Raw genomic sequence first — 20,612 nt, 5'->3', positions numbered from 1 at the left:
ATCCTTACTCCGCGCCTGCCGCACTGGTAAACAGCGGCAGGGTCATCAATGCACAGGTGCCACGCCCCAACCGGGAGTGCAGCAGCAATTCTCCCTGATGGGCACGCGCCACTGCCTTGACCACGGTCAGGCCCAGGCCCGTTCCGTTGGTCTTGGTAGTAAAAAAGGGTTCGCCCAGGCGTTGCAGCACCCGCGGGTCGATGCCGCTGCCGCTGTCGCTGATGCACAGGCGCAGGGTTTGCTCGCGGCTGTACAAGTGAATCTTCAGGCGTGCGCCGGGGCCGCTGGCCTGGGTGGCATTTTCGATCAGGTTGAGCAGCGCGCCCACCAGGGTGTCGCGGTTGCACAGCAGCTCACCGAGATGGCTGTCGCACTGCCAGCGCACTTGCACGTCCTGGATATGAGTGGCAGCGGCGGCCTGCAGCGCCTGCATCAGCGCCGCCGGGGTGACGCGGTCGGTCAAAGGCAACTCGCCACGGGCAAACACCAGCATGTCACGCACCTGATGCTCCAGCTCATGCAGGCGCTCTTTGAGGCGTCCGGCAAAGCGCTGATGGGTGGCGGCGGGCAATTGCTCGTCAGTCAAATGACTGGCGTAGATCAGCGCGGCCGACAGCGGTGTGCGGATCTGATGCGCCAGAGAAGCGACCATCCGGCCCAGCGATGACAACCGTTCGTGGCGTGCCAGTTGGTCCTGCAGGTGCCGGGTTTCCGTCAGGTCGTTGAGCAGCACCAACTGACCGGGCTCGGCGTCCAGGGAACGGGTGGCAATGGACAGGCGGCGCCCGTCCTTGAGGGAAATTTCATGGCCGTCGTCTTCACGGGGGGCAAAGCAGCGGGTGATGACTTCACGCCACAGTTCGCCTTCGAGCGGCAGGCCGAGCATGTCGCAGGCGGCCGGGTTGGCCTCGCGCACGCGGCCTTGGTCGTCGATCACGATGACGCCACCCGGCAACAGCGACAGCAGGTTTTGCAGACGGTTGGCCAAACGCTCTTTCTCGGCCAGCTCTTGCATACGCTGGGCACTGACCACCGCCAACTCGCCCTTGAGCTCGGAAACCCGGGCTTCCAGCAGGCTGTAGGAGTCGGTCAGTTGGCTCGACATCTGGTTGAACTGCGAGAACGCCTGCTCAAGACCCTGGCGGATCGGCGACTCTACAGGCGGAACCAGCCCCTGGATGGCAGGGGCCGAAGATAGCTGGGCGGCGTGGGGCATGATGCTCTCTCGCTGGCTGACCGTCAGTTAAACGGAACGTTGCGAGAGCTGTAGCAATACCCGTGCCTAAAAAAATAGACTTATTTTTCAGTCAGTTGAAAAACAGGCGTCAATCATCCGCCTGTTCATCACCTTCACGACGGCTCATTCCGTACTTGCGCATTTTCTCCACCAGCGTGGTTCGACGGATGCGCAGGCGTTCGGCGGCGCGGGCGACGATGCCGTTGGCATCGTCCAGGGCCTGCTGAATAAGACCTTGCTCCAGATTGCCGAGGTAGTCCTTCAGGTCCAGGCCTTCGGGCGGCAGCATGGCAGTGGACGCGAAGTCTGGCGTATGGCCATTGATGGCCACTCGCTCTTCCAGGTCACTGCGCAGGCTGTCGACCATCTGCTCGTCTTCGTCGTCGACGTAGCGGAATTTTTTCGGCAGCTCGACCACGCCGATCACGCCATAGGGATGCATGATCGCCATGCGCTCCACCAGGTTGGCCAGCTCGCGGACGTTGCCCGGCCAGCCGTGACGGCACAAGGACATGATCGCGGCGGAGTTGAAGCGGATTGAGCCGCGCTTTTCGTGTTCCATGCGCGAGATCAATTCGTTCATCAGCAACGGGATGTCTTCCACGCGCTCGCGCAGCGGAGCCATCTCGATGGGGAATACGTTGAGGCGGTAGTACAGGTCTTCGCGGAAGCTGCCGACCTCGATCATGCTTTCGAGGTTTTTGTGGGTGGCGGCAATGATGCGCACGTCGACGCTCTGGGTCTTGTTGCTGCCCACACGTTCGAAGGTGCGTTCCTGCAACACGCGCAACAGCTTGACCTGCATCGGCAGCGGCATGTCGCCGATTTCGTCGAGGAACAGGGTACCGCCATTGGCCAGTTCGAAACGCCCGGCACGGCTGGTGATGGCGCCGGTGAAGGCGCCCTTCTCGTGGCCGAACAGTTCGCTTTCAAGCAGCTCCGCCGGGATCGCCCCGCAATTGACCGGCACAAAGGGCCCGTCGCGGCGCTTGGAGTGATAGTGCAGGTTACGCGCGACCACTTCCTTGCCGGTGCCGGACTCGCCGAGGATCAGCACGCTGGCGTCGGTGTCGGCCACTTGCTGCATCATCTGGCGCACGTGCTGGATCGCACGGCTGGTGCCGACCAGGCTGCGGAACAGGTTGGGCTCGCGGTGACGGCCGCGCTCGCGGGCCTGGTCGTACATCTCGCGATAGACCTGGGCACGGTGCAGGGAGTCGAGCAATTTGCTGTAGCTGGGCGGCATTTCCAGCGTGGACAACACGCGGCGGCGTTGGTCTTCGGGCAACTCGACCGAAGAAATATCGCCCATCAGCAACACCGGAAGGAACTCATCCCAGGTCGACAGTGTCTTTAACAAGCCCAAAACTGCGCCAGGAGCGTTTACCGTCCCGATCAGCACACAGATGACTTCACGGCTCGATGACAATGAGCTGACCGCCTGCTGCCAATCATGGCTGCCGCAGGGCAGATTTTCTTCGCCAAGAAAATTCAAAATCACCGCCAGGTCGCGGCGGCGAACGCTATCGTCATCAATGAGCAGAATTTTGGTTTCACGCCACATGCAATAGCAACTTCCCTAGTAAAACTTCCTGCCCCAGTGTGAAGGCAATCGAGACGCCTGTAGGACTTCTCTCCTTGTAGACGTCTGAAATCTGAAAACAACACTAGTTAAGTCAAAAAAACCTGCGCAGTCAAATTTATGACGCGCATTAGGGTTAACCGACTCTGTTCAACCAAACAGATGGTAGACCTTTGACGCGTTTTTCGCCTGGTTGATCTGCGACATCTCTTCGAAAATCGCCTGCCTCTCCCCCGTCGTCACCTCGAGCAATTGCTGGTACACCGCCAGCAGACTTTCCAGCTTTTCACGCAACGCATCCTCGTTGACCGGTGCTTCGCTGAGCACCTGATCGATCACATCGCGGCAGCCCAGGTCGAGTTCGCCGATGGCCTCCCAGTTACGGTCCGCCAGCGCGCCTACCAGCGCCTCACGGGTTTCATCAATGCGTTGCAGTGCATGGCTCATGACGTATTCCTCGAGGCCGTTGGCCTTACTGTGCGGCGCCTTGTGGGGTAGCGATACCATCCCAGCCTTGCTTGACGGTAATCATCAAGCGCGCAACCTCGTCGATCATCTCGGGGTCGTTATGCAGGTTGGCTTCCATCAGACGGTTGGTCATGTAGGCATACAGACTTTCCAGTTGCTGGACATACGCCGGGTTTTCGCTCTTTTCAGCGTCCAGACCGTCGCGCAGGCCGATGATGATATCCACCGCCTTGCCGAGCATCAGGCCCTTTTGCGCAATATCACCACGCGCCAGCGCACCCTTGGCCTGAGCCATGCGGTCAAGCCCACCCTCCATCAGCATCTGCACCAGACGGTGCGGGCTGGCTTCAGAGATCTGAGCATGGGAATTGACCTTCTGGTATTGGCGAAGGGCTCTCATGGGATTCATGGTTCTACCTCGTAACAGGCGACAGCGGAAAGATTTCAGTAACGTTTATGTCGACTCGATTACCCATAACTTTAATCCCGCGGTTATCAAAAAAGCCAATGCACGCAGCATTGGCTTTTTGCGTGGCGCCGCAAGGGCGCCACAAATCCGCTTGGTACAGTTCCTGCTTTGCCCCTTTCCAATCGTAGGAAACGATATTTAATTGACAGTCGCGGGCACCATGAAAAATATCATCAAGTTGTTAGTGCCAGAGATGCCGAAGGTCGAGCAGATTCTTCCGTACTGGCAGCAGATCGATGAAAATCGCTGGTACACCAATTTCGGCCCGCTGGTCTGCGAACTCGAAGAACGGCTGTCGCGCTCATTCAGTCGCGAGCCGACGAAGGTGCACGTGGTGTCCATGGCCAATGGCACCTGCGCGCTGCAAATCGCTCTGGAAGCGTTGAGGCTGCGCAAGGCTGGCCGAGTGCTCGTGCCGGGGCTGACCTTCGTCGCCACGGCCACCGCCATCATCCGTGCGGGACTTACGCCGCTGATCAGCGATGTGGACTCGGACAACTGGTTGCTGACGCCCGCCATAGCACGCGCAGCACTGGCTCAAACGCCGTTTGACGCAGTGATGCCGGTCGCGACGTATGGTTGCCCTCAGGACGTCGCCGGCTGGGACCTGTTCACCGCCGAAACCGGCATCCCGGTGGTGGTGGACGCCGCAGGCGCCTGGGGCAATCAACAGGTCGGCCTGACCACCAAGGTTGCCTTCAGCCTGCACGCCACCAAGGCGCTGGGCGGCGGCGAAGGCGGTTTTGTCGCCGCTCGCCACCACGCTTATGGCCAGAGCATGCGCGCACTCAGCAACTTCGGCATCGATGCCCAGAGTGGCGGCCTGGTGTTCGATGCGGGCGAGAACGGCAAGATGAGCGAATACCACGCCGCCGTTGCCCTGGCCGCGCTGGACAACTGGCCGACCGTCGCCGAAACACGGCGCAACCTGCATCAGCGCTATGCCGCCCGCCTGCTGGAGCGGATTCCCGCACTGAAACTTCAAGTCAAACCCGCCGAAGGCGTGTACAGCCTGATGCTGGTGTTACTGCCGCCGGGCGTTCGCGGCGTGGACATTCAACTGCGCCTGCTCGGCGAAGACATCGAAACCCGTCGCTGGTACTGCCCTCCCCTGCACGGCCACCCGGCCTTCCAGGCGTGCGCAGCCGGCCCGCTGCCGCAGGTCGACCTGTTGACCGAACGCCTGTTGGGCTTGCCCTTCCATCTTTCATTGACCGATGCAGACATCGAACGAGTGATCGACTGCCTGGCAGACCTGCTCACCGATCAAGCGGCAGCGACATGACCGCGCGCGCAGACATCCGGTTCAACCTTCGCCCATTGTTCAAACTGGTGTGAGCATGACAACTACTCCTTCAGCCACACACGTGCCGCTGGTCAGCATTGCAATACCGGCCTACAGCCCACGATTCTTCGAGGCGGCACTGAGCAGTGCGCTGAGCCAGCGCTATACCAATATCGAAGTGGTGATCACCGATGATTGTCGCGACGACGGCGTTCGCCTGATTACCGAACGCCTGGCTGCACAGTCGGCTGTGCCGGTGCGCTACCTGCACAACGAACAGCAGTTGGGCGGCGTGCTCAACCTCAACCGCTGCATGCAGGAGTCCCAGGGCGAATACATCAAGTTTCTCAACGACGATGACGTGCTGCTGCCCGACTGCGTCTCGCGCATGGCGGCGGTACTCCAGGCGCGCGACGATATCGCGCTGGTCACTTCGCGACGCACGATAATCGATGCCCAGGGTGACGCGCAGCCGGATATCCTCGTAACCTCCGCCGTTTTCAGCGAAGACACCTGCCTGCACGGCGAGGACATCATTTCGCTGCTCTGCGACTGGCCGGTGAATTTCATCGGCGAACCCAGCACCGTGATGTTTCGCCGCGCGCAGTTGAGCGACAAGCTGCCATACATCTGTGCCCTTGGCGGTGTGGTGATCCGCGCCATCAACGACCTGGCGATGTTTGTGAACCTGCTGCAGCACGGTCACCTGGCGTTTCTGCATGAGCCGCTGTCGCTGTTTCGTCGGCACGCCGACCAGCGTCAGAATCAGCCCGACATGCAAGCGCTGTTCAAGCAGAGCCGTGCCGACTTCGTCGAGCAGATTCGTGCGCTGGGATTGTATCGCCCGCAGTTCCTGCTGCAGGTGCGTCGCCGCTCCCTGTTCAGCCCTCAGGCATTCACGCCGTTTGCACTGCGCAATGCTTACGTTGTCCCCAATGCCGAAGCTACTGCCTCGGCGGGCAGTGCCGAAACGTGCGAATTGCTGGAGGTACACCGGCCCACTCTGGAGGACAGCGAGCCCCCCGTGGCCGTGGTGATCCATGCCTTTCACCCGGATTTGCTGCCAGACATCCTGCAGCGCCTGATTCAACTGCATGAGCGTCTGCATCTATACGTCACCTGTATGGCAGGGCGCGAAAATGAAGTACGCGGCCATTTGGCGGCAGTAGGCCTGGGTTATTCACTGTTCCGGGTGTCCAACCATGGGCGCGACGTCCTGCCGTTTTTGAGCGTACTGCCGTATTTACGCGCCGATAATATCCACACCCTTGTCAAGCTGCACACCAAGCGTTCGATCCACCTGGGTGTCGCCAATTCATGGGCCAGTGACCTGTTCGATGACCTGTTCGATGACCTGCTCGGGCCAGTGCGCTTTCGCCAGTCGGTGGAGTACCTGGCCAACCCGACGCACCATCCGCTGCTGGGCACGGAGCGCTACCGCCAGGCAGTGGTCACCAACCTGTCTGAAAACAACCGCTTCCATCTGCTCGCCCTGGCCCAGCGTGCTGGCATTGACCCTCATCACATCTACGAGGCGGATTTTTTTGGCGGCACCATGTTCTTCGTGCGCCTGGAGGCCCTGGCCCCGTTGGAGCGCATGCACCTGACGCCTGCCGACTTCGAAACCGAAGCCGGCCAGCTCGATGGCACCCTTGCCCACGCGTTCGAACGCTTTTTCGGCGTGCTGGGTCATATCGGCAAACAGCAGCGCAATCTCAACCTGTATCAGCGCTGGCTGGAAACCCGGCAACTGGCCGCCAGCGAATTCGAAGGCTTGCCTGCGCGGCTGGCAAGCTGGCCGCAACAGCCGGGCGTATTGCTGGTGGTGACCGATACCAGCGGTGACATCGCCGCCTTGCGGGCCACCCTGGACAGCATCGACCGCCAGCTCTACCAGGCGGCAGCCATCGCCGTACTGTCCAATGCCGAGCCCGCCGGGATAACCCCGGCCGACAATCTGGTGTGGCTGCCGCTGGCAGAGTCCTGGCCGAGCCAGCTCAATGAATTGCTGCAAGGCATCCAGGCCGACTGGTGCTACCTGCTGCGCGGCGGCGACCAACTCGACCCCCATGCCCTGCTGCTGCTGGCCGAGGGGATCGCGCTGAATCCCGGCATCCGTGCCTGTTACAGCGACGAGGATTCGATCACCGCCTCGGGCTGCCAGGACCCGGTCTTCAAGCCGGACCTCAACCTCGACCTGTTGCGCAGTTACCCGTATGTGGGCCGCGCCCTGGCGTTCAGCCGCGACGCCGCCTTGCAGGCCGATGGCTTCGACCCTGCCTTCACGGAACTTGCGCCCCACGACCTGCTCTTGCGGCTGATCGAGGCCCACGGGCTGGGCTGCGTCGGCCACATCGCCGAAGTGCTGGTGCACCAGGCCATCAACTTCGGCCAGTGGCTGGGTGAAGCGCAGGTCATCGCTCACTCCGCGGCAGTCGTCGAGGCGCACCTGCAGCGCCTGGGCGTGGCGCACGAGCTGCGCACCGGGCCACTGCCGATGGTGCACCGCGTGGTCTATCAGCACCCCGCAAAGCCGTTGGTGTCGATCATCATCCCCACCAAAGACCAGTTGCCTATGCTGATGCGCTGCATAGAAAGCCTGATGGAGAAAACCCGCTACACCCATTACGAACTGCTCATCGTCGACAACAACAGCCAAACCGCCGAAGCCCGTGAATGGTTCGCCGGCATGGAGCGCCTGAACGATGCCAAGGTGCGCATCCTGCGCTACCCGCACCCGTTCAACTATTCGGCCATCAACAACTTCGCCGTCAGCCGCGCCCGTGGCGAGTACCTGGTGCTGCTCAACAACGACACTGCCGTCATCGACGGCGATTGGCTTGACGCCCTGCTTCATCACGCCCAGCGACCGGAAGTCGGCATTGTCGGTGCCAAACTGCTGTTCCCCAGCGGCATGGTGCAGCACGCCGGCGTGGTCCTTGGCTTACGCGGCGTGGCGGATCACGGATTCATCGACAGCCCGATGCTGTCCAACGGCTATCTGCACCGCCTGCAGATCGATCAGAACTACAGCGCCGTAACGGCCGCCTGCCTGATGATCCGCACCGAGCTGTATCGTCAGGTGAGCGGGATGGACGAGGCCGGCCTGGGGGTTTCCTATAACGACGTGGACCTGTGCCTGAAAGTCGGCCAGGCCGGGCAACTGGTGGTCTGGACGCCTTACGCGATTCTGATGCACGAAGCCAACGTAAGTCAGAACCAGGTCGACAAGACCAGCCAGGACGCCAAACGCGAGCGCTTCAAGCGCGAACGGGCGGTGATGTATCAGCGCTGGCTGCCGCAGTTGGCGAACGACCCTGCCTACAATCGCAACCTGACCCTGGAAGGCGGCGGCTTCGCTCACGAATGCAACAGCGATGTGGCCTGGCGGCCATTCGCCAGCCGCGCGCTGCCTTATGCTCTGTGCTATCCCGGCGATTCCTTCGGCAGCGGGCATTATCGAGTGCGTCAGCCCTTCGCTGCCTTGCAGGCCGCCAGACTGATCGACGGTGAAGTGAGCGATTTGCTGCTGCAACCGGTAGAACTGGAGCGCCTGGCGCCGGACACGATCATCTTCCAGCGCCAGTTCACCAAAACCCAACTGGAAGTCATCCAGAATGCCCGTTCGCTGTCCAAAGCCTTCAAGGTGTACGAGCTGGACGACTACATCCTCGATGTGCCCGCCGGCAACCTGACCCGCTCGCTGTTTCCCAAGGACATCGCCAAGCGCCTGAAAAAAGCCGTGGGTTTGTGCGATCGACTGGTGGTGTCGACCCGACCGTTGGCCAACGCGCTCAAAGGCTACAACACCGACATACGCGTGATGGAGAACCGCCTGCCCACCCAGTGGTGGACCGGCCTGACGAGCCTGCGCCAGCAGGGGCGCAAGCCTCGCGTGGGCTGGGCCGGCGGCTCGAGCCACGGCGCCGACCTGCTGGTGATTGCCGAGGTGGTTCGCGAGCTGGCCGGCGAGGTGGAATGGGTGTTCATGGGCATGTGCCCGCCGGCGCTGCGCCCTTATGTGCATGAGTTTCACGGTGGCGTGAATATCGACCAATACCCGGCACGCCTGGCGGCGCTGAACCTGGACCTGGCGCTGGCGCCGCTGGAAGACAATTTTTTCAACGCCTGCAAAAGCAACCTGCGGCTGCTGGAATACGGCGCCTGCGCCCTGCCGGTGATCTGTTCGGACATCCTGTGTTATCGCGGTGATCTTCCGGTGACGCGGGTCAAGAACCGCTCCAGTGACTGGATTGCCGCCATTCGCGAACACCTGGCCGAACCGGACGCCAGCGCCGCAGCCGGCGACGCCCTGCACAGCGTGATACTGGACAAGTGGATGCTCAGTGAAGACAACCTGCTGGCATGGCGAGAGGCGTGGCTGCCCTGACGTGTGCATGAGGAACGCTTAAACCCCAGCAGTGGAGCTTTTATGTGGCGAGCGGGCTTGCCCTAATGCCGTTCAGTTTAAGCGCAGACTCCCTGTGGCGAGCAGGCTTGTCCTGCGTTGGGCTGCGCAGCAGCCCCAAAGCCAGGCGCTGAGCCGTATCAGGTACACCGCGTTTTGCTCGATGGGGGGCGCTTCGCACCCCAACGCGGGGCAAGCCCGCTCGCCACAACACGCCTGCTCGCCACAGGGAGTCTGCGCACGCATAAAAAAGCCCAGGTCAACGACCCGGGCTTTTTGCCAATCAGTCAAATCAGTTGTTTTTCTGGTTGTTCAGCGCGTTGAGCGTACCCAACACGTTGTTGCTCTGCTGGCGCAACTGGGCCACCAGGGAGTCCATCGCCGCGTACTTGTTGGTCAACGTGGTCTGGTAGGCATCGATCCGCTGGTCGAGTGCAGACTGTTGCTTGGCCAGGTCCTTGAGGCTATCGGACAACGAGGTGGAACGCGTCGCCAGGATACCGGTGGTCGGTTTGGCGTAGGCGTCGGTCGCCGTGGTCAAGCGCGCCAGCAAGCCGTCCTTGCCCGTGAAGATGCTGCTGAGGTCCGCAGCATTGGTCTTCATCGCGTTGTCCCACTGCTTGTCGTCGATCGACAGCAGGCCGGTGGTCTGGTCGGTTTCGACGCCGAACTGGGCCAGGGATCTCAATGCACCGTTGCCCGACATCGTGTTGAACTCGTTGCGAATCGCCGATTGCAGCGTGCGCATGGTCGAGTCACCGGTCAATGTCGCCGCCACGGGGTCGCCCGCCGCACTTTTGGTCACCGCCGTTTCTGCGGTCATCGCCTTGAGCAGCGCGTTGTAGGTGTCGACGAAGCCCTTGACGCCGGATTTGAGTGCGGTAGTGCTGGTACTGACGGAGATGGTCAGGGCCGTACGCACAGGATTATCACTCTTGTCTCCCGCAGTCGCCAGCGGCGATACCGTCAGCAACTTGATGCTGACACCACTCACCGCCTCGGTAATGTTGTTGGTCTTCGATTCGGCGGCAATGCCATCAATGGTGTACTTGGCATTCTGCGGCGGATTGACCACGGTGTAGCCGGTGTCGACACCCGAGTTGCCGGACATGGTCAAGTCCGTGCCCACACCGCCATTGGTCGAGGTGAGGATCAACCGCGAACCGTTGGAGTCCGTGAGGATGTTGGCACTCAGGCCCGCAGTGCCGAATTGCGAGTTGATCGAGTCACGTACCTGCTGCAGGGTCGCGCCGGGCGCCACGCTGACGTCAAAGTTCTTGCCTGACTGCGAAATGGTCAGCGTGGTCGCCGTGTTGCCCTTGTTGATCACGCTCGATGCGCCACCGGCAAAGTTGGCGCTGCTCAGCTTCGAAGGCTGGGCCAGCTGCGACACCACCAGCGAAAACGAGCCGTTGGAAGCGCCTGTCCCTGCGGTCATGGTGGCGACTTTTTCATCCGAGGACGTACCGACCAGGCCACTGAAGCTGTTGTCGGTCCCCTGGGTCTTTAGCGCGCCACGGAATGCGTCCAAGGCTGCCTGAATCTTTCCGATGGACGAAAGTTGAGTGGTCGCTTTCTGCGATTGCGTGTTGATCTGAAGCTGTTTCGGTGCTTTTTCAGCATTTACCAGCGACGTAATGATCGAGCTGGTATCGATACCAGAACCCACACCACTAACTGTTGTACTCGCCATCATCGTGCTCCTAATTCGGTAGTTGCCGTTTTCTTGACGAGCAACCCATCAAGACATCACCGCAACAAGTTTCATGCCAGCTCAGACCTTTTCGTCGAACAGCACGTGGCTGGCATTTGCCAGGTTTTGCGCCAGCTTCAAGGCTGTTTCCGAGGGAATCTGGCGAATCACCTCGCCACTGTCGGTGGCGATGACCTTGACCACAACCCGGTGGGTTGAATCGTCAATCGAAAAATCCAGTTTGCGCTGGGCCGCTTGTACGAATTCACGAATATCGGTAACCGCTTGTTCCAGGTCAGCCCGTTCCGGCTTGCCAGCGATCGGCGCGATGGCCTCGACCTTGGTCTTGTCCTTGTCCTTGTCCGCAACGAGTGCGGTCGGTGCGCTTTGAGGTGCAACCGGTGGATAAGACGAGGCTAGCTTTACACTCATGTCCATGTCCAATCTCCTCTAAAACCGAAACGACGAAAGGGCACGTAAACGCACCCTTCCGTCAGTCACCAAGCGCGGTTATTACTGAAGCAGCTTCAGTACAGCGGATGGCAGTTGGTTGGCCTGCGACAGGATCGCGGTAGCGGCCGATTGCAGAGTTTGTTGCTTGGTCAACTCGGCTGTTTCAGCAGCGAAGTCGGTGTCTTGTACAGTCGAACGTGCAGCGGTGGAGTTCTTCTGAATGTTGGTCAGGTTGTCTACGGTAGTGGTCAGACGGTTCTGAACAGCACCCAGGCCCGAACGTACGCTGTCGATGCCGCCGATAGCCTTGTCGATCACTGCCACTGCGGCCTGTGCGTTGAAGGCACTGGTCACGTCGGTTTGAGCGATGGTGGTTTTGGTCGACGCTGCGGCAGTGCCGGTAGCGGCGAACAGACCGGTTACACCGGCACCGTTCAGTGCATAGCCCTTGGACGAGTCCAGGTTCACGGAACCGGTGGCGATCAGGCCGTTGGCCAGGGCCGCGGCGGTGCCGTAGTTGCCGGAACCATCTTTGGTGGCAACAGTGATCGAGCCGGCTGCGGTGGCAGCGCTGAATGCCAGGTTTTCACCGGAGTCGGATTTGACCGACAGGGTGCCTTTGGTTTCGTCGAAGTTGACGCTGATGCCGAGCTTGGCGGAGTTGGATTTCAACTGATCAGCCAGGCTGGCAGTATCGGTCACGCCGGTGAACGTTGTAGCTTGGCCACCAATGGTCAAGGTGAACGAAGCCGGAGTCGTTTTGGCAGCAGCGCCGACGACGAACTGAGCTTCAGTGCTGGCAGTAGCCGACAGGCCGCCTACAGCGCCGTTCAGTTGGCTGGCGATGGTTTTGGCCGAAGCACCTGCCGCTACAGTGACGCTGGCAGTCTGGCCGTTACCGGTGATGCCGATCGCGCCGCCTGCTACGCCGCTGGTGCTAGGGGTGATACCAACGCTTTTGACCTGCTGCGAACCGATGTTGTTGGCGGCTACGTTGTCCAGGCTCAGGTTGATGGTTTCGTTAGCGTTGGCGCCAACCTGAATGGCTTTGGTGCCGTACGAACCGTCGAGCAGCTTCTGGCCACCGAAAGTAGTGGTCTGCGAGATACGGGTCAGTTCCGAAGTCAGCGCCTGGTATTCTTCGTTGTTCGAAGTACGGTCAGCGTCGCTCAGGGAGCCAGTAGCCGAGGACAGAGCCAGGGTACGCATCTTTTGCAGAATGTCGGTCGAAGCCTGCATTGCGCCTTCAGCGGTCTGCGCGATGGAGATACCATCGTTGGCGTTCTTGACCGCTTGGCCCAGGCCGTTGATCTGGCTGGTCAGACGGTTGGAGATCTGAAGGCCCGAAGCATTGTCTTTAGCACTGTTGATGCTCAGACCAGTGGACAGACGCTGCATGGAGGTTTGCAGCGAGTTGGCTGCTTTGCCAAGGCCGTTCTGGGTAGTGATGGAAGCAATGTTGGTGTTTACTGTTAAAGCCATGACGAAATCCTCGATGGTGGTTTACTGCGGCTTCCGGCCCTGGCAACCGCCGGGTGTGCCTGAGAACCTTCGTAATAGTTATCGTCGTATGAGCCGGTTGCTTGAGTGTTTTTTTGAATATTTTTAATAGCCCCGTGCCACCCCTTGCAATTCAAGGGTTTACGCGGGCCTGAAACCCCATAACCACTGGTTTTTCTGGCGCCAAATAAAAAACGCCGATGATCTCTCGATCATCGGCGTTTTGTGTGGCGGCTCTATTAAGGTGTCACGGGCGATACAGAATCGCCGAGCCCCACGACAGGCCCACACCAAACCCGCTGATTGCCACGCGTTTCCAAGTGGCGTCCATCACGTGCTTTTCCAGCAGCAACGGAATGCTCGACGACACGGTGTTGCCGGTCTCGACCATGTCCTTGATGAACTTGTCCACTGGTGCATCTTCAAAACGCCGCGCCACGGCGTCGACGATGGCCGCACTGCCCTGGTGAATGCAGAACGCGTCAATCTCGTCAGCCTTGAGGTCTGATTCGTTGAGCAGCTCGTGCAGATGGGCCGGCACTTTGAGCAAGGCAAAGTTGAAGACCTGACGGCCGTTCATGAAGAACACGCCGTCGCTGACCTTGAGGTGCGGCGCGCCGGAACCGTCGGTGCCGAACTTCGACTTGCCGAGCAACCACGGCGCATCTTCGCCCATCCAGGTGGCAGTGGCGGCATCGCCGAACAGCATGGTGGTGTTGCGGTCTTCGGGGTCGACGATTTTCGAGTACGGGTCGGCGGTGATCAGCAGGCCGTTTTTCAGGCCGGCGGCTTCCATGAAGCCTTTCATCGCGTAGATACCGTAGACGTAGCCGGAGCAGCCCAGGGAAATATCAAAGGCGGCCACATGAGTCGGCAGGCCGAGTTTGTCCTGCACGATGGCGGCGGTGTGGGGCAAACCTTCTTCGTCGCCGTTCTGGGTGACGACGATCAGCGCGTCGATCGACTCGCGCTTCAACTCCGGGTTGTTGGCAAACAACGCGTTGACCGCCTCGACACACAGATCGGAGGTTTCCTGCGTAGCTTCCTTGCGCGGCAGGAACGCCGACCCGATCTTGCCAATGATGAATTCTTCATCCTTGGCGAATTTGGCACCCTGGGCGTAGTTATCGATCCCGTCCGCGGGCACGTAACTGGCGATGCTTTTTATGCCAATCATTGTGGCTTCCCAATACCGAATAGCTGGAGAACACCCCCGGGACTGCGCCTGGAGTGCTGACAATAAGAGGGGGTAACCCCGTAAAATCTCGCTGAAAGCCGCACCGCAGGGTGTGCTGGGCGACTTATCCTTTTCACACGATACAGTGAAGATGCGCCTTATGACTCACAGGTCACTCAATTTTCTGCGTTTTGTGCAAAACCCTTCAACAGTTCAGCCGCGAAAACGACAACGGCCCACCCCGTTTTCGGAGTGAGCCGTCGTTCGCTGCGCGAGCCTTACATCTTGTTGAACAGGCTCAACTGCGAGATCTTCACGAACGCCAATTGCGAGGCCTGCAGCATGGTTTGCTGCAAGGTCAGGTTGATCGCCGCCTGCGCGGTGTCGATGTTGCCCAGGTCGCTCATGGTGCTGGTGTTGGCCAGGCCGATGCTGGCGTTCTCACTGGCCTGGGTATCCAGGGCATTCTGCCGCGCGCCGATGGAGCCGCGCACCACATCGATCTGGGTACTGGAGTTGGTGAAGTTGCTGATCGCGGCAGACAACGCGTCCTTGAGCTTGACCGTCGCCGCCGGGCTGCCGTCGGCCGGCAGTTCAAGCGCCTGGCGCAGTTGGCTCAGGGTATCGAGCGCGTTCTGGGTCTTCTGGGTAGCGGCGCCCACCGCAAACTGGTCACCGTTCTGCGGCGTGCCGCTGACGTCGAACGTCACCCCGGCCGCGACGACGGTGGTGCCGCCGCCCGTATCGCCGGTGGCGATGGATTTACTCTCGGACGTGTACGGCTGGGCATACACCTGATACGCCGTGGCGCTGGTGAACTTGATCACCGCACCGTTGTTGGCCGGGAACGTGCTGGCATACGAGGCCTGGTTGGTCACGCGGGCATTGCTCAACTGCGCCGTCGAAGGGTTGCTGGCGGTGCGCGACACGCTGAAAGTGTCCGGCTTGGCTTCCAGGCTGAACGAGCGATCCTTGACCACGGCATCGGAGTTGGGGCCCGACGCGACGTCACCCAGGTTGAAGTTGATGTCGAATTTCACGCCACGCAAGTTGACGCTGGAGCTGCCTTCCTTGGTGGAATCGAACGTACCGTTACCGGGGATCTGCGAGGTGATGTCAACGCCGTTCTTGTCGACCACGGTGTACTGGGTACTGCTACTGAAGGTCAGCTTGTAGGGCTGGCCGTCGGCGAATTTATTGGTGTAGTCGATGCCATTGGTGACGAGCCCGGCCGACAACGCCACTTTATTGTCATTGGCTACCGGCTGGGTGGCCGGTGGCACCACGGCCGGCGCAATCCAGGTGGCCTGGGTGCGACTGGAGTTGACCGCGCCTTCCAGAATGTTCTTGCCGGTGTCACCGGCGCTGATGCTCAGGGTGTCGGACACCTGCAGGCTGAGCGGGGTTTCGTCGCCCTGATAGTTGTAGGTGCCGTCGCTGTTACGGCTGTAGGGCGGCGTATCGGTCTTGGAACCGGAAAACAGGTAGTTGCCCGACGAGTCCTTGCTGTTGAGCAGGCCCAGCACTTGATCTTCGATGGCACCGACTTCACTGGCCACCGAACGGCGGTCCGCATCGCTGAGGGAGCCGCCTGCACGCAGCGCCAGTTCACTGGCACGGCCCAAGGCCAGGTTGATCGACTGCAGCACGCTCTCTTCGTTGGTCAGGGAGTTTTTCAGGCTGGTGACGTTGGTGTTGAACTGGCCCAGCATGTCTTTCTGCTGCTGCAGCATCAACAGGCGCGCCGCCGCCACCGGGTCATCGGCGGCTGTCTGCACGCGTACGCCCGTGGAGGCCTGATCCTGAGCCTGTACCAGGCTTGAATAGTTGGTCTGGTACTTGGCGGCAGTGGTATCGAAATACTGCTGTGTGGAAATGCGCATTGTCCCAGGCTCCCTTAAAGACTATTGATCAGCGTACTGAAGGTTTCTTGCGCCGCCTTGATGATCTGCGACGACGCGGTGTAGTACTGCTGAAACTTGATCATGTCGCCCGCTTCTTCATCCAGGTTGACCTGGGATACCGAGTTGCGCGCGTCCTGGTTGGCCTTGAGCAGTGCGCCCGTGGCGGTGGTGTCGGTGTTGCCCGAGGCGGCCTTGGCCCCGACGGTGGACACCAGTCGACTGTTGGCGCCGACCAGGCTCACGCCGCCGCCGCTGCCGTCACTCAGCCCCACCGTGACCTTCGTCTGCAGGTCGAGCAGCGCCTGGGCGTTGCGGTTGTCCGACTTGCCCGTCGCATTGAACGAGAACGTGGTGCTGTCGCCATTGGCGGGCGAGCCGGCGACAGTGGTATCGAACTTGAAGCTCTTGGCCGGCACCAGCACAGCCCCACTGGCATCGCGCATCGGCACGTCGACCGTGATCTTGTTGGTCTGGCCCGGGATGATGGTGCCGGTGCCAATCGAATTGCCCTGGGCATCGTTGAGCGTGTAGCTCTGGGTGCCATCGGCGGCCGGCTTGCCGAACACCATTTTTACCGGCATCGAGCTTTCGATCCCGGTACGCAATTGAGCGGTGTCGGCGCCGCCGTGAATATCAATCGGCACGGTCAGGGTCGGCGGAGTGAAGGTGCCCGTGCCCTGGTTGGTCTTGCTGCCCTCGCCCAGCAACGGCGCGGCGAACGCGACTTTATTGGCGTCGGTCAGCTGGGTGCCGATGGTGGTCGCGCCATTGGCGGTGGGGCTGACTTTGAAACTGTCGCCGGCGGCCATGGGGCCCTTGCCGTCCAGTGCCAGGGTGAAGCCATCGATCACCGGCGGCGGCGTGGTGGTGGTGTCGAACGCGCCCATCGCCTTGCCGTCGGAACGCAGCACGGTATAAGTGCTGCCACTGGTGAAGCTGACCTTGTAGTCGTAGGTCGACAGCTTGCTGGTGTCCTTGATCGTGACATTCAGGTTGCCGGAGCCGGCACTGTTGCCCGCCGCTCCCTGGCTGCGCTGCGCAATGGCGGCGGCGCTGTTGATGTCCTTGAACAACGACGCACCAAAGTCACCGTTCAGGTCCAGGCCCTGGCCCAGCTGGCTGTTGACGGTGTCAGCAGTGGCCAGTGCGATACGCCCCAGGTCGTTGATGGTGGGCGTCAGCACATCGCTGCGGTAACGCAACAGGCCGCCGATGCTGCCACCGCTGAGCACATTGCCCAGGTCGATGGCGGTACTGCCACCGGCATTGAGCTGGATGGTGTACTGGGTCGGGTCGCTTTTGCTCGGCACTGCCGAAATGCTGTTGGACTGGTCGCCCAGCACCAGGGACTGGCCACTGCCGGTGCTGACGCTGAAAACGCCGTTCTTCTCGCCGGTGGTGACGCCCACCAGCTCATTGAGCGAACGCACCGCCTCGTTGCGCGCATCCAGCAGGTTGGCCGGCGCACTCATGTTGGAGCCCTGCGCCTGGGTGATCTGCTTGTTGAGCGAGGCGATGGAAGAGGTCAACTGGTTGACCTGATCACTCATGGTGCTCAACTGACCGTTAATCGACTCTTTCTGTTGGGTCAATTGGCTGGAAATTGCGTTGAAGCGGTTGCTCAGGGTCTGGGCGCTGGTCAGCAGCACCTGACGGGCGGACACGTCGCTGGGATTGGCCGCCGAGGTCTGCACGGCGGCAAAGAATCCACTCAGCACCGAAGACATGCCGGTGGTCTTGTCCGACAGGGTCTTGTCGATGGCGCTGGCCTGGCCCGAATAAGCCTTGGCGTCGTTATTGAGCGCCGTGCTGTTCTGGTAAGCCGCGTCGAGGAATTCGTTGTACACCCGGCGCACGTCGGCCAGGGTGGTGCCGGTACCGACGAACAGGCCACCGTAAGGGTTGGCCGCGCTGGCGTTCTGCGTGGTCTGCTGACGCGAATAGCCCGAGGTATTGGCGTTGGCGATGTTGTTACTCAAGACTGACAACGACCCTTGAGCGGCGTTGAGCCCCGACATCCCGATACTGAGCAAACTCATGGTTCAAACCTTATAAATGTGTGGTTGCGCCAGCGGCAGCGTAATTCTGGTAACTGCCCATCGTTTTTGCGATCTGCGAAATCTTGCTGGCGTAATCCGGGTCGGTTGCGTATCCGGCTTTTTGCAACTCGCGCACAAACTGCTCCGGGTTGTCGGCAGATTTCACAACATCTTTATAGCGATCATTGCTTTGCAGCAACGTGACGAGGTCATGGAAGCTGTCCTGGTAGGACGTATAGGAACGGAACTGCGCCGTTTCCTTGACCATCGCCCCGTCACGAAACTCGCTGGTGATTGCACGGGCCTGTTCGCCCTGCCAGCTCTTGCCGGCCTTGATACCGAACAGGTTGTGGCTGCTGCTGCCATCCTGGGCGCGCATCACCGACTTGCCCCAACCGGTTTCCAGGGCGGCCTGGGCCACCAGGTACTTAGGATCGATGCCAATGCGCGCGGCGGCGGCCTTGGCCATCGGCAGCATGGTGGCGACAAATTCATCCTGGGAACTGAACGCTTTCTTCGCCGGCGCCAACGGTGGCTGGGCCACGGCGCGGGCGTATACCTGCATCTGCCCGCTCGGCGCGGCAAACGCACGCGCGCTGCTGTTGACCACATTGTCGGCGGAGGCGCTGTTGCGCAGCGGCGCGCTTTTGGCGTCGATAGCCACCGGCGCGGTCGGCACGATGCCGGCGAGCAGGCGGTCGGTCAGCTTGCTCGGCAAGGCGATGCGGCGCTGGTTCATCAGTGCCACGTCATTGCTGTGGGACGCCGCGCCGCCGGCCTGGGGCTCAGCCACACGGTACGCCCACAACGGCCGCTGGCCATTGGAGCGGCCCAACGGGCCGGAAGCCTGGGTGCCGGCGGCAATCTCGGTCGGCACATCGACTTTCTTCGCCGGCTCAGTTGCCCCAGGGCCTTGCAGGGTGGCCGCCTGGGCGTCCACCGGCTTGTTCTTCTGCATCTGGCGCATCAGCACGTCGGCGAGGCCGATGCCGCCGCCTTCGCGGGACATCGACACCGCCAGTTGCTGGTCGTACATGTCCTGGTACTGCTTGGCGGCATCGGTGTTCAGCGGGTTGTCTTCGCCCACGGCGTCGGTGGCCTTGCGCATCGACTTGAGCATTTCGCTGAGAAACAGCGACTCGAATTCCTGCGCCACTTTGCGCATGTTTCCGTCGCTGTTCTTGTCGCCGACCTTCAGCTGGTTAAGCCGGTTCAAGTCGGAGTAAGACCCCGAGTCCGCCGTGCTGCTGATGCCGCTCTTGCGCATATCCATGGCCATGGCCTCAGATCACGATCAGGTCGGCTTGCAAGGCGCCGGCCTGTTTCAGGGCTTCGAGGATCGCCATCAAGTCGCCTGGCGCCGCGCCCACCTGGTTCACCGCACGGACGATCTCGTCCAGGGTGGTGCCGGGGCCGAACTTGAACATCGGTTTGGCTTCCTGCTGGGCATTGACCCGCGAGCGTGGCACCACCGCCGTCTGGCCATTGGACAAGGCCCCGGGCTGGCTGACGATTGGGTCTTCGGTGATGGTCACAGTCAGGCTGCCGTGGGTGACCGCCGCCGGCGAGACCTTGACGTTCTGGCCGATCACGATAGTGCCGGTACGCGAGTTGATGATGACCTTGGCCACCGCCTGGCCAGGATCGACCTCGAGGTTTTCCAGGATCGACAGATAATCGACACGCTGGCTTGGGTCCAGTGGCGCGGTGACGCGCACGGAGCCACCGTCGATGGCCTGGGCCACGCCTGGGCCGAGCATGTCGTTGATCTTGTCGACCACACGTTTGGCAGTGGTGAAGTCGGAGCGATTGAGGTTCAGGGTCAGGCTGTTGCCCTGGTTGAACCCGCTGGGCACGGTGCGTTCCACGGTAGCGCCGCCAGGGATGCGTCCGGCCGACGGAACGTTGACGGTAATCTTCGAACCGTCGCGGCCCTCGGCGTCAAAACCGCCCACCACCAGGTTGCCCTGGGCGATGGCGTAGACGTTGCCGTCGATGCCCTTGAGCGGCGTCATCAGCAAGGTGCCGCCGCGTAGGCTCTTGGAGTTACCAATGGACGACACGGTGATATCCACCACCTGGCCCGGCTTGGAGAACGCCGGCAAATCGGCGCTGATCGACACCGCCGCGACGTTTTTCAGTTGCACGTTGCCTGAACCCGCCGGCACCTTGATGCCGAACTGCGAGAGCATGTTGTTGAAGGTCTGCAGGGTGAACGGGGTCTGGGTGGTCTGGTCACCCGTACCGCTGAGCCCCACTACCAGGCCGTAACCGATCAACTGGTTGGAGCGCACGCCGGAAATACTGGCGATGTCTTTCAGGCGCTCGGCCTGGGCGACAGCGCTCAGGCTCAGCAGGAGCGCCGCCGCCAGCAGTTGCTTGAGGTTCAAAGTTCTC

General features: G+C 61.0%; 14 protein-coding genes. 2 read left to right on the top strand and 12 right to left on the bottom strand.

What is annotated here, in order from left to right; translation table 11 throughout:
- Positions 1-4: 4 nt before the first annotated feature.
- The 4 genes from LUB09_RS02950 to fliS form a co-directional block, all read right to left on the bottom strand.
- Positions 5-1,216: a sensor histidine kinase gene (locus LUB09_RS02950; RefSeq protein ID WP_209983471.1), complete on the bottom strand. Its 1,212-nt coding sequence runs from the start codon at positions 1,214-1,216 to the stop codon at positions 5-7.
- Positions 1,217-1,325: 109 nt separating this feature from the next.
- On the bottom strand, positions 1,326-2,801 hold the full coding sequence (locus LUB09_RS02945) for a sigma-54 dependent transcriptional regulator (RefSeq protein WP_231421583.1): 1,476 nt from the start codon (positions 2,799-2,801) through the stop codon (positions 1,326-1,328).
- A gap of 168 nt (positions 2,802-2,969) precedes the next feature.
- A complete protein-coding gene (locus tag LUB09_RS02940; RefSeq protein WP_003230955.1) occupies positions 2,970-3,266 on the bottom strand; it encodes a hypothetical protein in 297 nt (98 codons plus the stop codon).
- Positions 3,267-3,291: 25 nt separating this feature from the next.
- Positions 3,292-3,696, bottom strand: coding sequence for a flagellar export chaperone FliS (gene fliS, locus LUB09_RS02935; RefSeq protein ID WP_209983475.1), 405 nt, complete (start codon positions 3,694-3,696; stop codon positions 3,292-3,294).
- Positions 3,697-3,916: 220 nt separating this feature from the next.
- On the opposite strand from fliS, the gene LUB09_RS02930 reads away from it, so the two are divergent.
- Together LUB09_RS02930 and LUB09_RS02925 are read left to right on the top strand one after the other, a co-directional pair.
- Entirely contained in the window at positions 3,917-5,041 is a 1,125-nt protein-coding gene (locus LUB09_RS02930) for a DegT/DnrJ/EryC1/StrS family aminotransferase (RefSeq protein ID WP_209983477.1), read from the top strand.
- Positions 5,042-5,096: 55 nt separating this feature from the next.
- A complete protein-coding gene (locus LUB09_RS02925; RefSeq protein WP_231421582.1) occupies positions 5,097-9,431 on the top strand; it encodes a glycosyltransferase in 4,335 nt (1,444 codons plus the stop codon).
- 310 nt (positions 9,432-9,741) lie between these two features.
- On the opposite strand, the gene fliD is transcribed toward LUB09_RS02925, so the two are convergent.
- The 8 genes from fliD to LUB09_RS02885 all read right to left on the bottom strand — a co-directional run bounded on the left by fliD (position 9,742) and on the right by LUB09_RS02885 (position 20,605).
- On the bottom strand, positions 9,742-11,142 hold the full coding sequence (gene fliD / locus LUB09_RS02920; protein WP_231421581.1) for a flagellar filament capping protein FliD: 1,401 nt from the start codon (positions 11,140-11,142) through the stop codon (positions 9,742-9,744).
- Between the two features lie 81 nt (positions 11,143-11,223).
- On the bottom strand, positions 11,224-11,580 hold the full coding sequence (locus LUB09_RS02915) for a flagellar protein FlaG (RefSeq protein WP_231421579.1): 357 nt from the start codon (positions 11,578-11,580) through the stop codon (positions 11,224-11,226).
- Positions 11,581-11,655: 75 nt separating this feature from the next.
- Positions 11,656-13,077: a flagellin N-terminal helical domain-containing protein gene (locus LUB09_RS02910; RefSeq protein WP_231421578.1), complete on the bottom strand. Its 1,422-nt coding sequence runs from the start codon at positions 13,075-13,077 to the stop codon at positions 11,656-11,658.
- Between the two features lie 265 nt (positions 13,078-13,342).
- Positions 13,343-14,272 (bottom strand): ketoacyl-ACP synthase III, encoded by a 930-nt coding sequence (locus tag LUB09_RS02905; RefSeq protein ID WP_231421576.1) that lies wholly within the window; start codon positions 14,270-14,272, stop codon positions 13,343-13,345.
- 278 nt (positions 14,273-14,550) lie between these two features.
- Positions 14,551-16,155: a flagellar hook-associated protein 3 gene (locus LUB09_RS02900; RefSeq protein ID WP_231421575.1), complete on the bottom strand. Its 1,605-nt coding sequence runs from the start codon at positions 16,153-16,155 to the stop codon at positions 14,551-14,553.
- A gap of 14 nt (positions 16,156-16,169) precedes the next feature.
- Positions 16,170-18,215, bottom strand: a complete 2,046-nt coding sequence (gene flgK, locus LUB09_RS02895) for a flagellar hook-associated protein FlgK (protein WP_209983490.1) — start codon at positions 18,213-18,215, stop codon at positions 16,170-16,172.
- 10 nt (positions 18,216-18,225) lie between these two features.
- A complete protein-coding gene (gene flgJ / locus LUB09_RS02890; RefSeq protein ID WP_209983493.1) occupies positions 18,226-19,494 on the bottom strand; it encodes a flagellar assembly peptidoglycan hydrolase FlgJ in 1,269 nt (422 codons plus the stop codon).
- Between the two features lie 4 nt (positions 19,495-19,498).
- Positions 19,499-20,605, bottom strand: a complete 1,107-nt coding sequence (locus tag LUB09_RS02885; RefSeq protein WP_231421635.1) for a flagellar basal body P-ring protein FlgI — start codon at positions 20,603-20,605, stop codon at positions 19,499-19,501.
- Positions 20,606-20,612 lie beyond the last annotated feature (7 nt).

Source organism: Pseudomonas sp. Leaf59 (assembly GCF_920984685.1).
In the GTDB taxonomy this organism is placed as follows: Bacteria; Pseudomonadota; Gammaproteobacteria; order Pseudomonadales; family Pseudomonadaceae; genus Aquipseudomonas.
The sequence above is the reverse complement of the archived record's forward strand: the minus strand, read 5'-3'. Positions and strand labels throughout refer to the sequence as shown.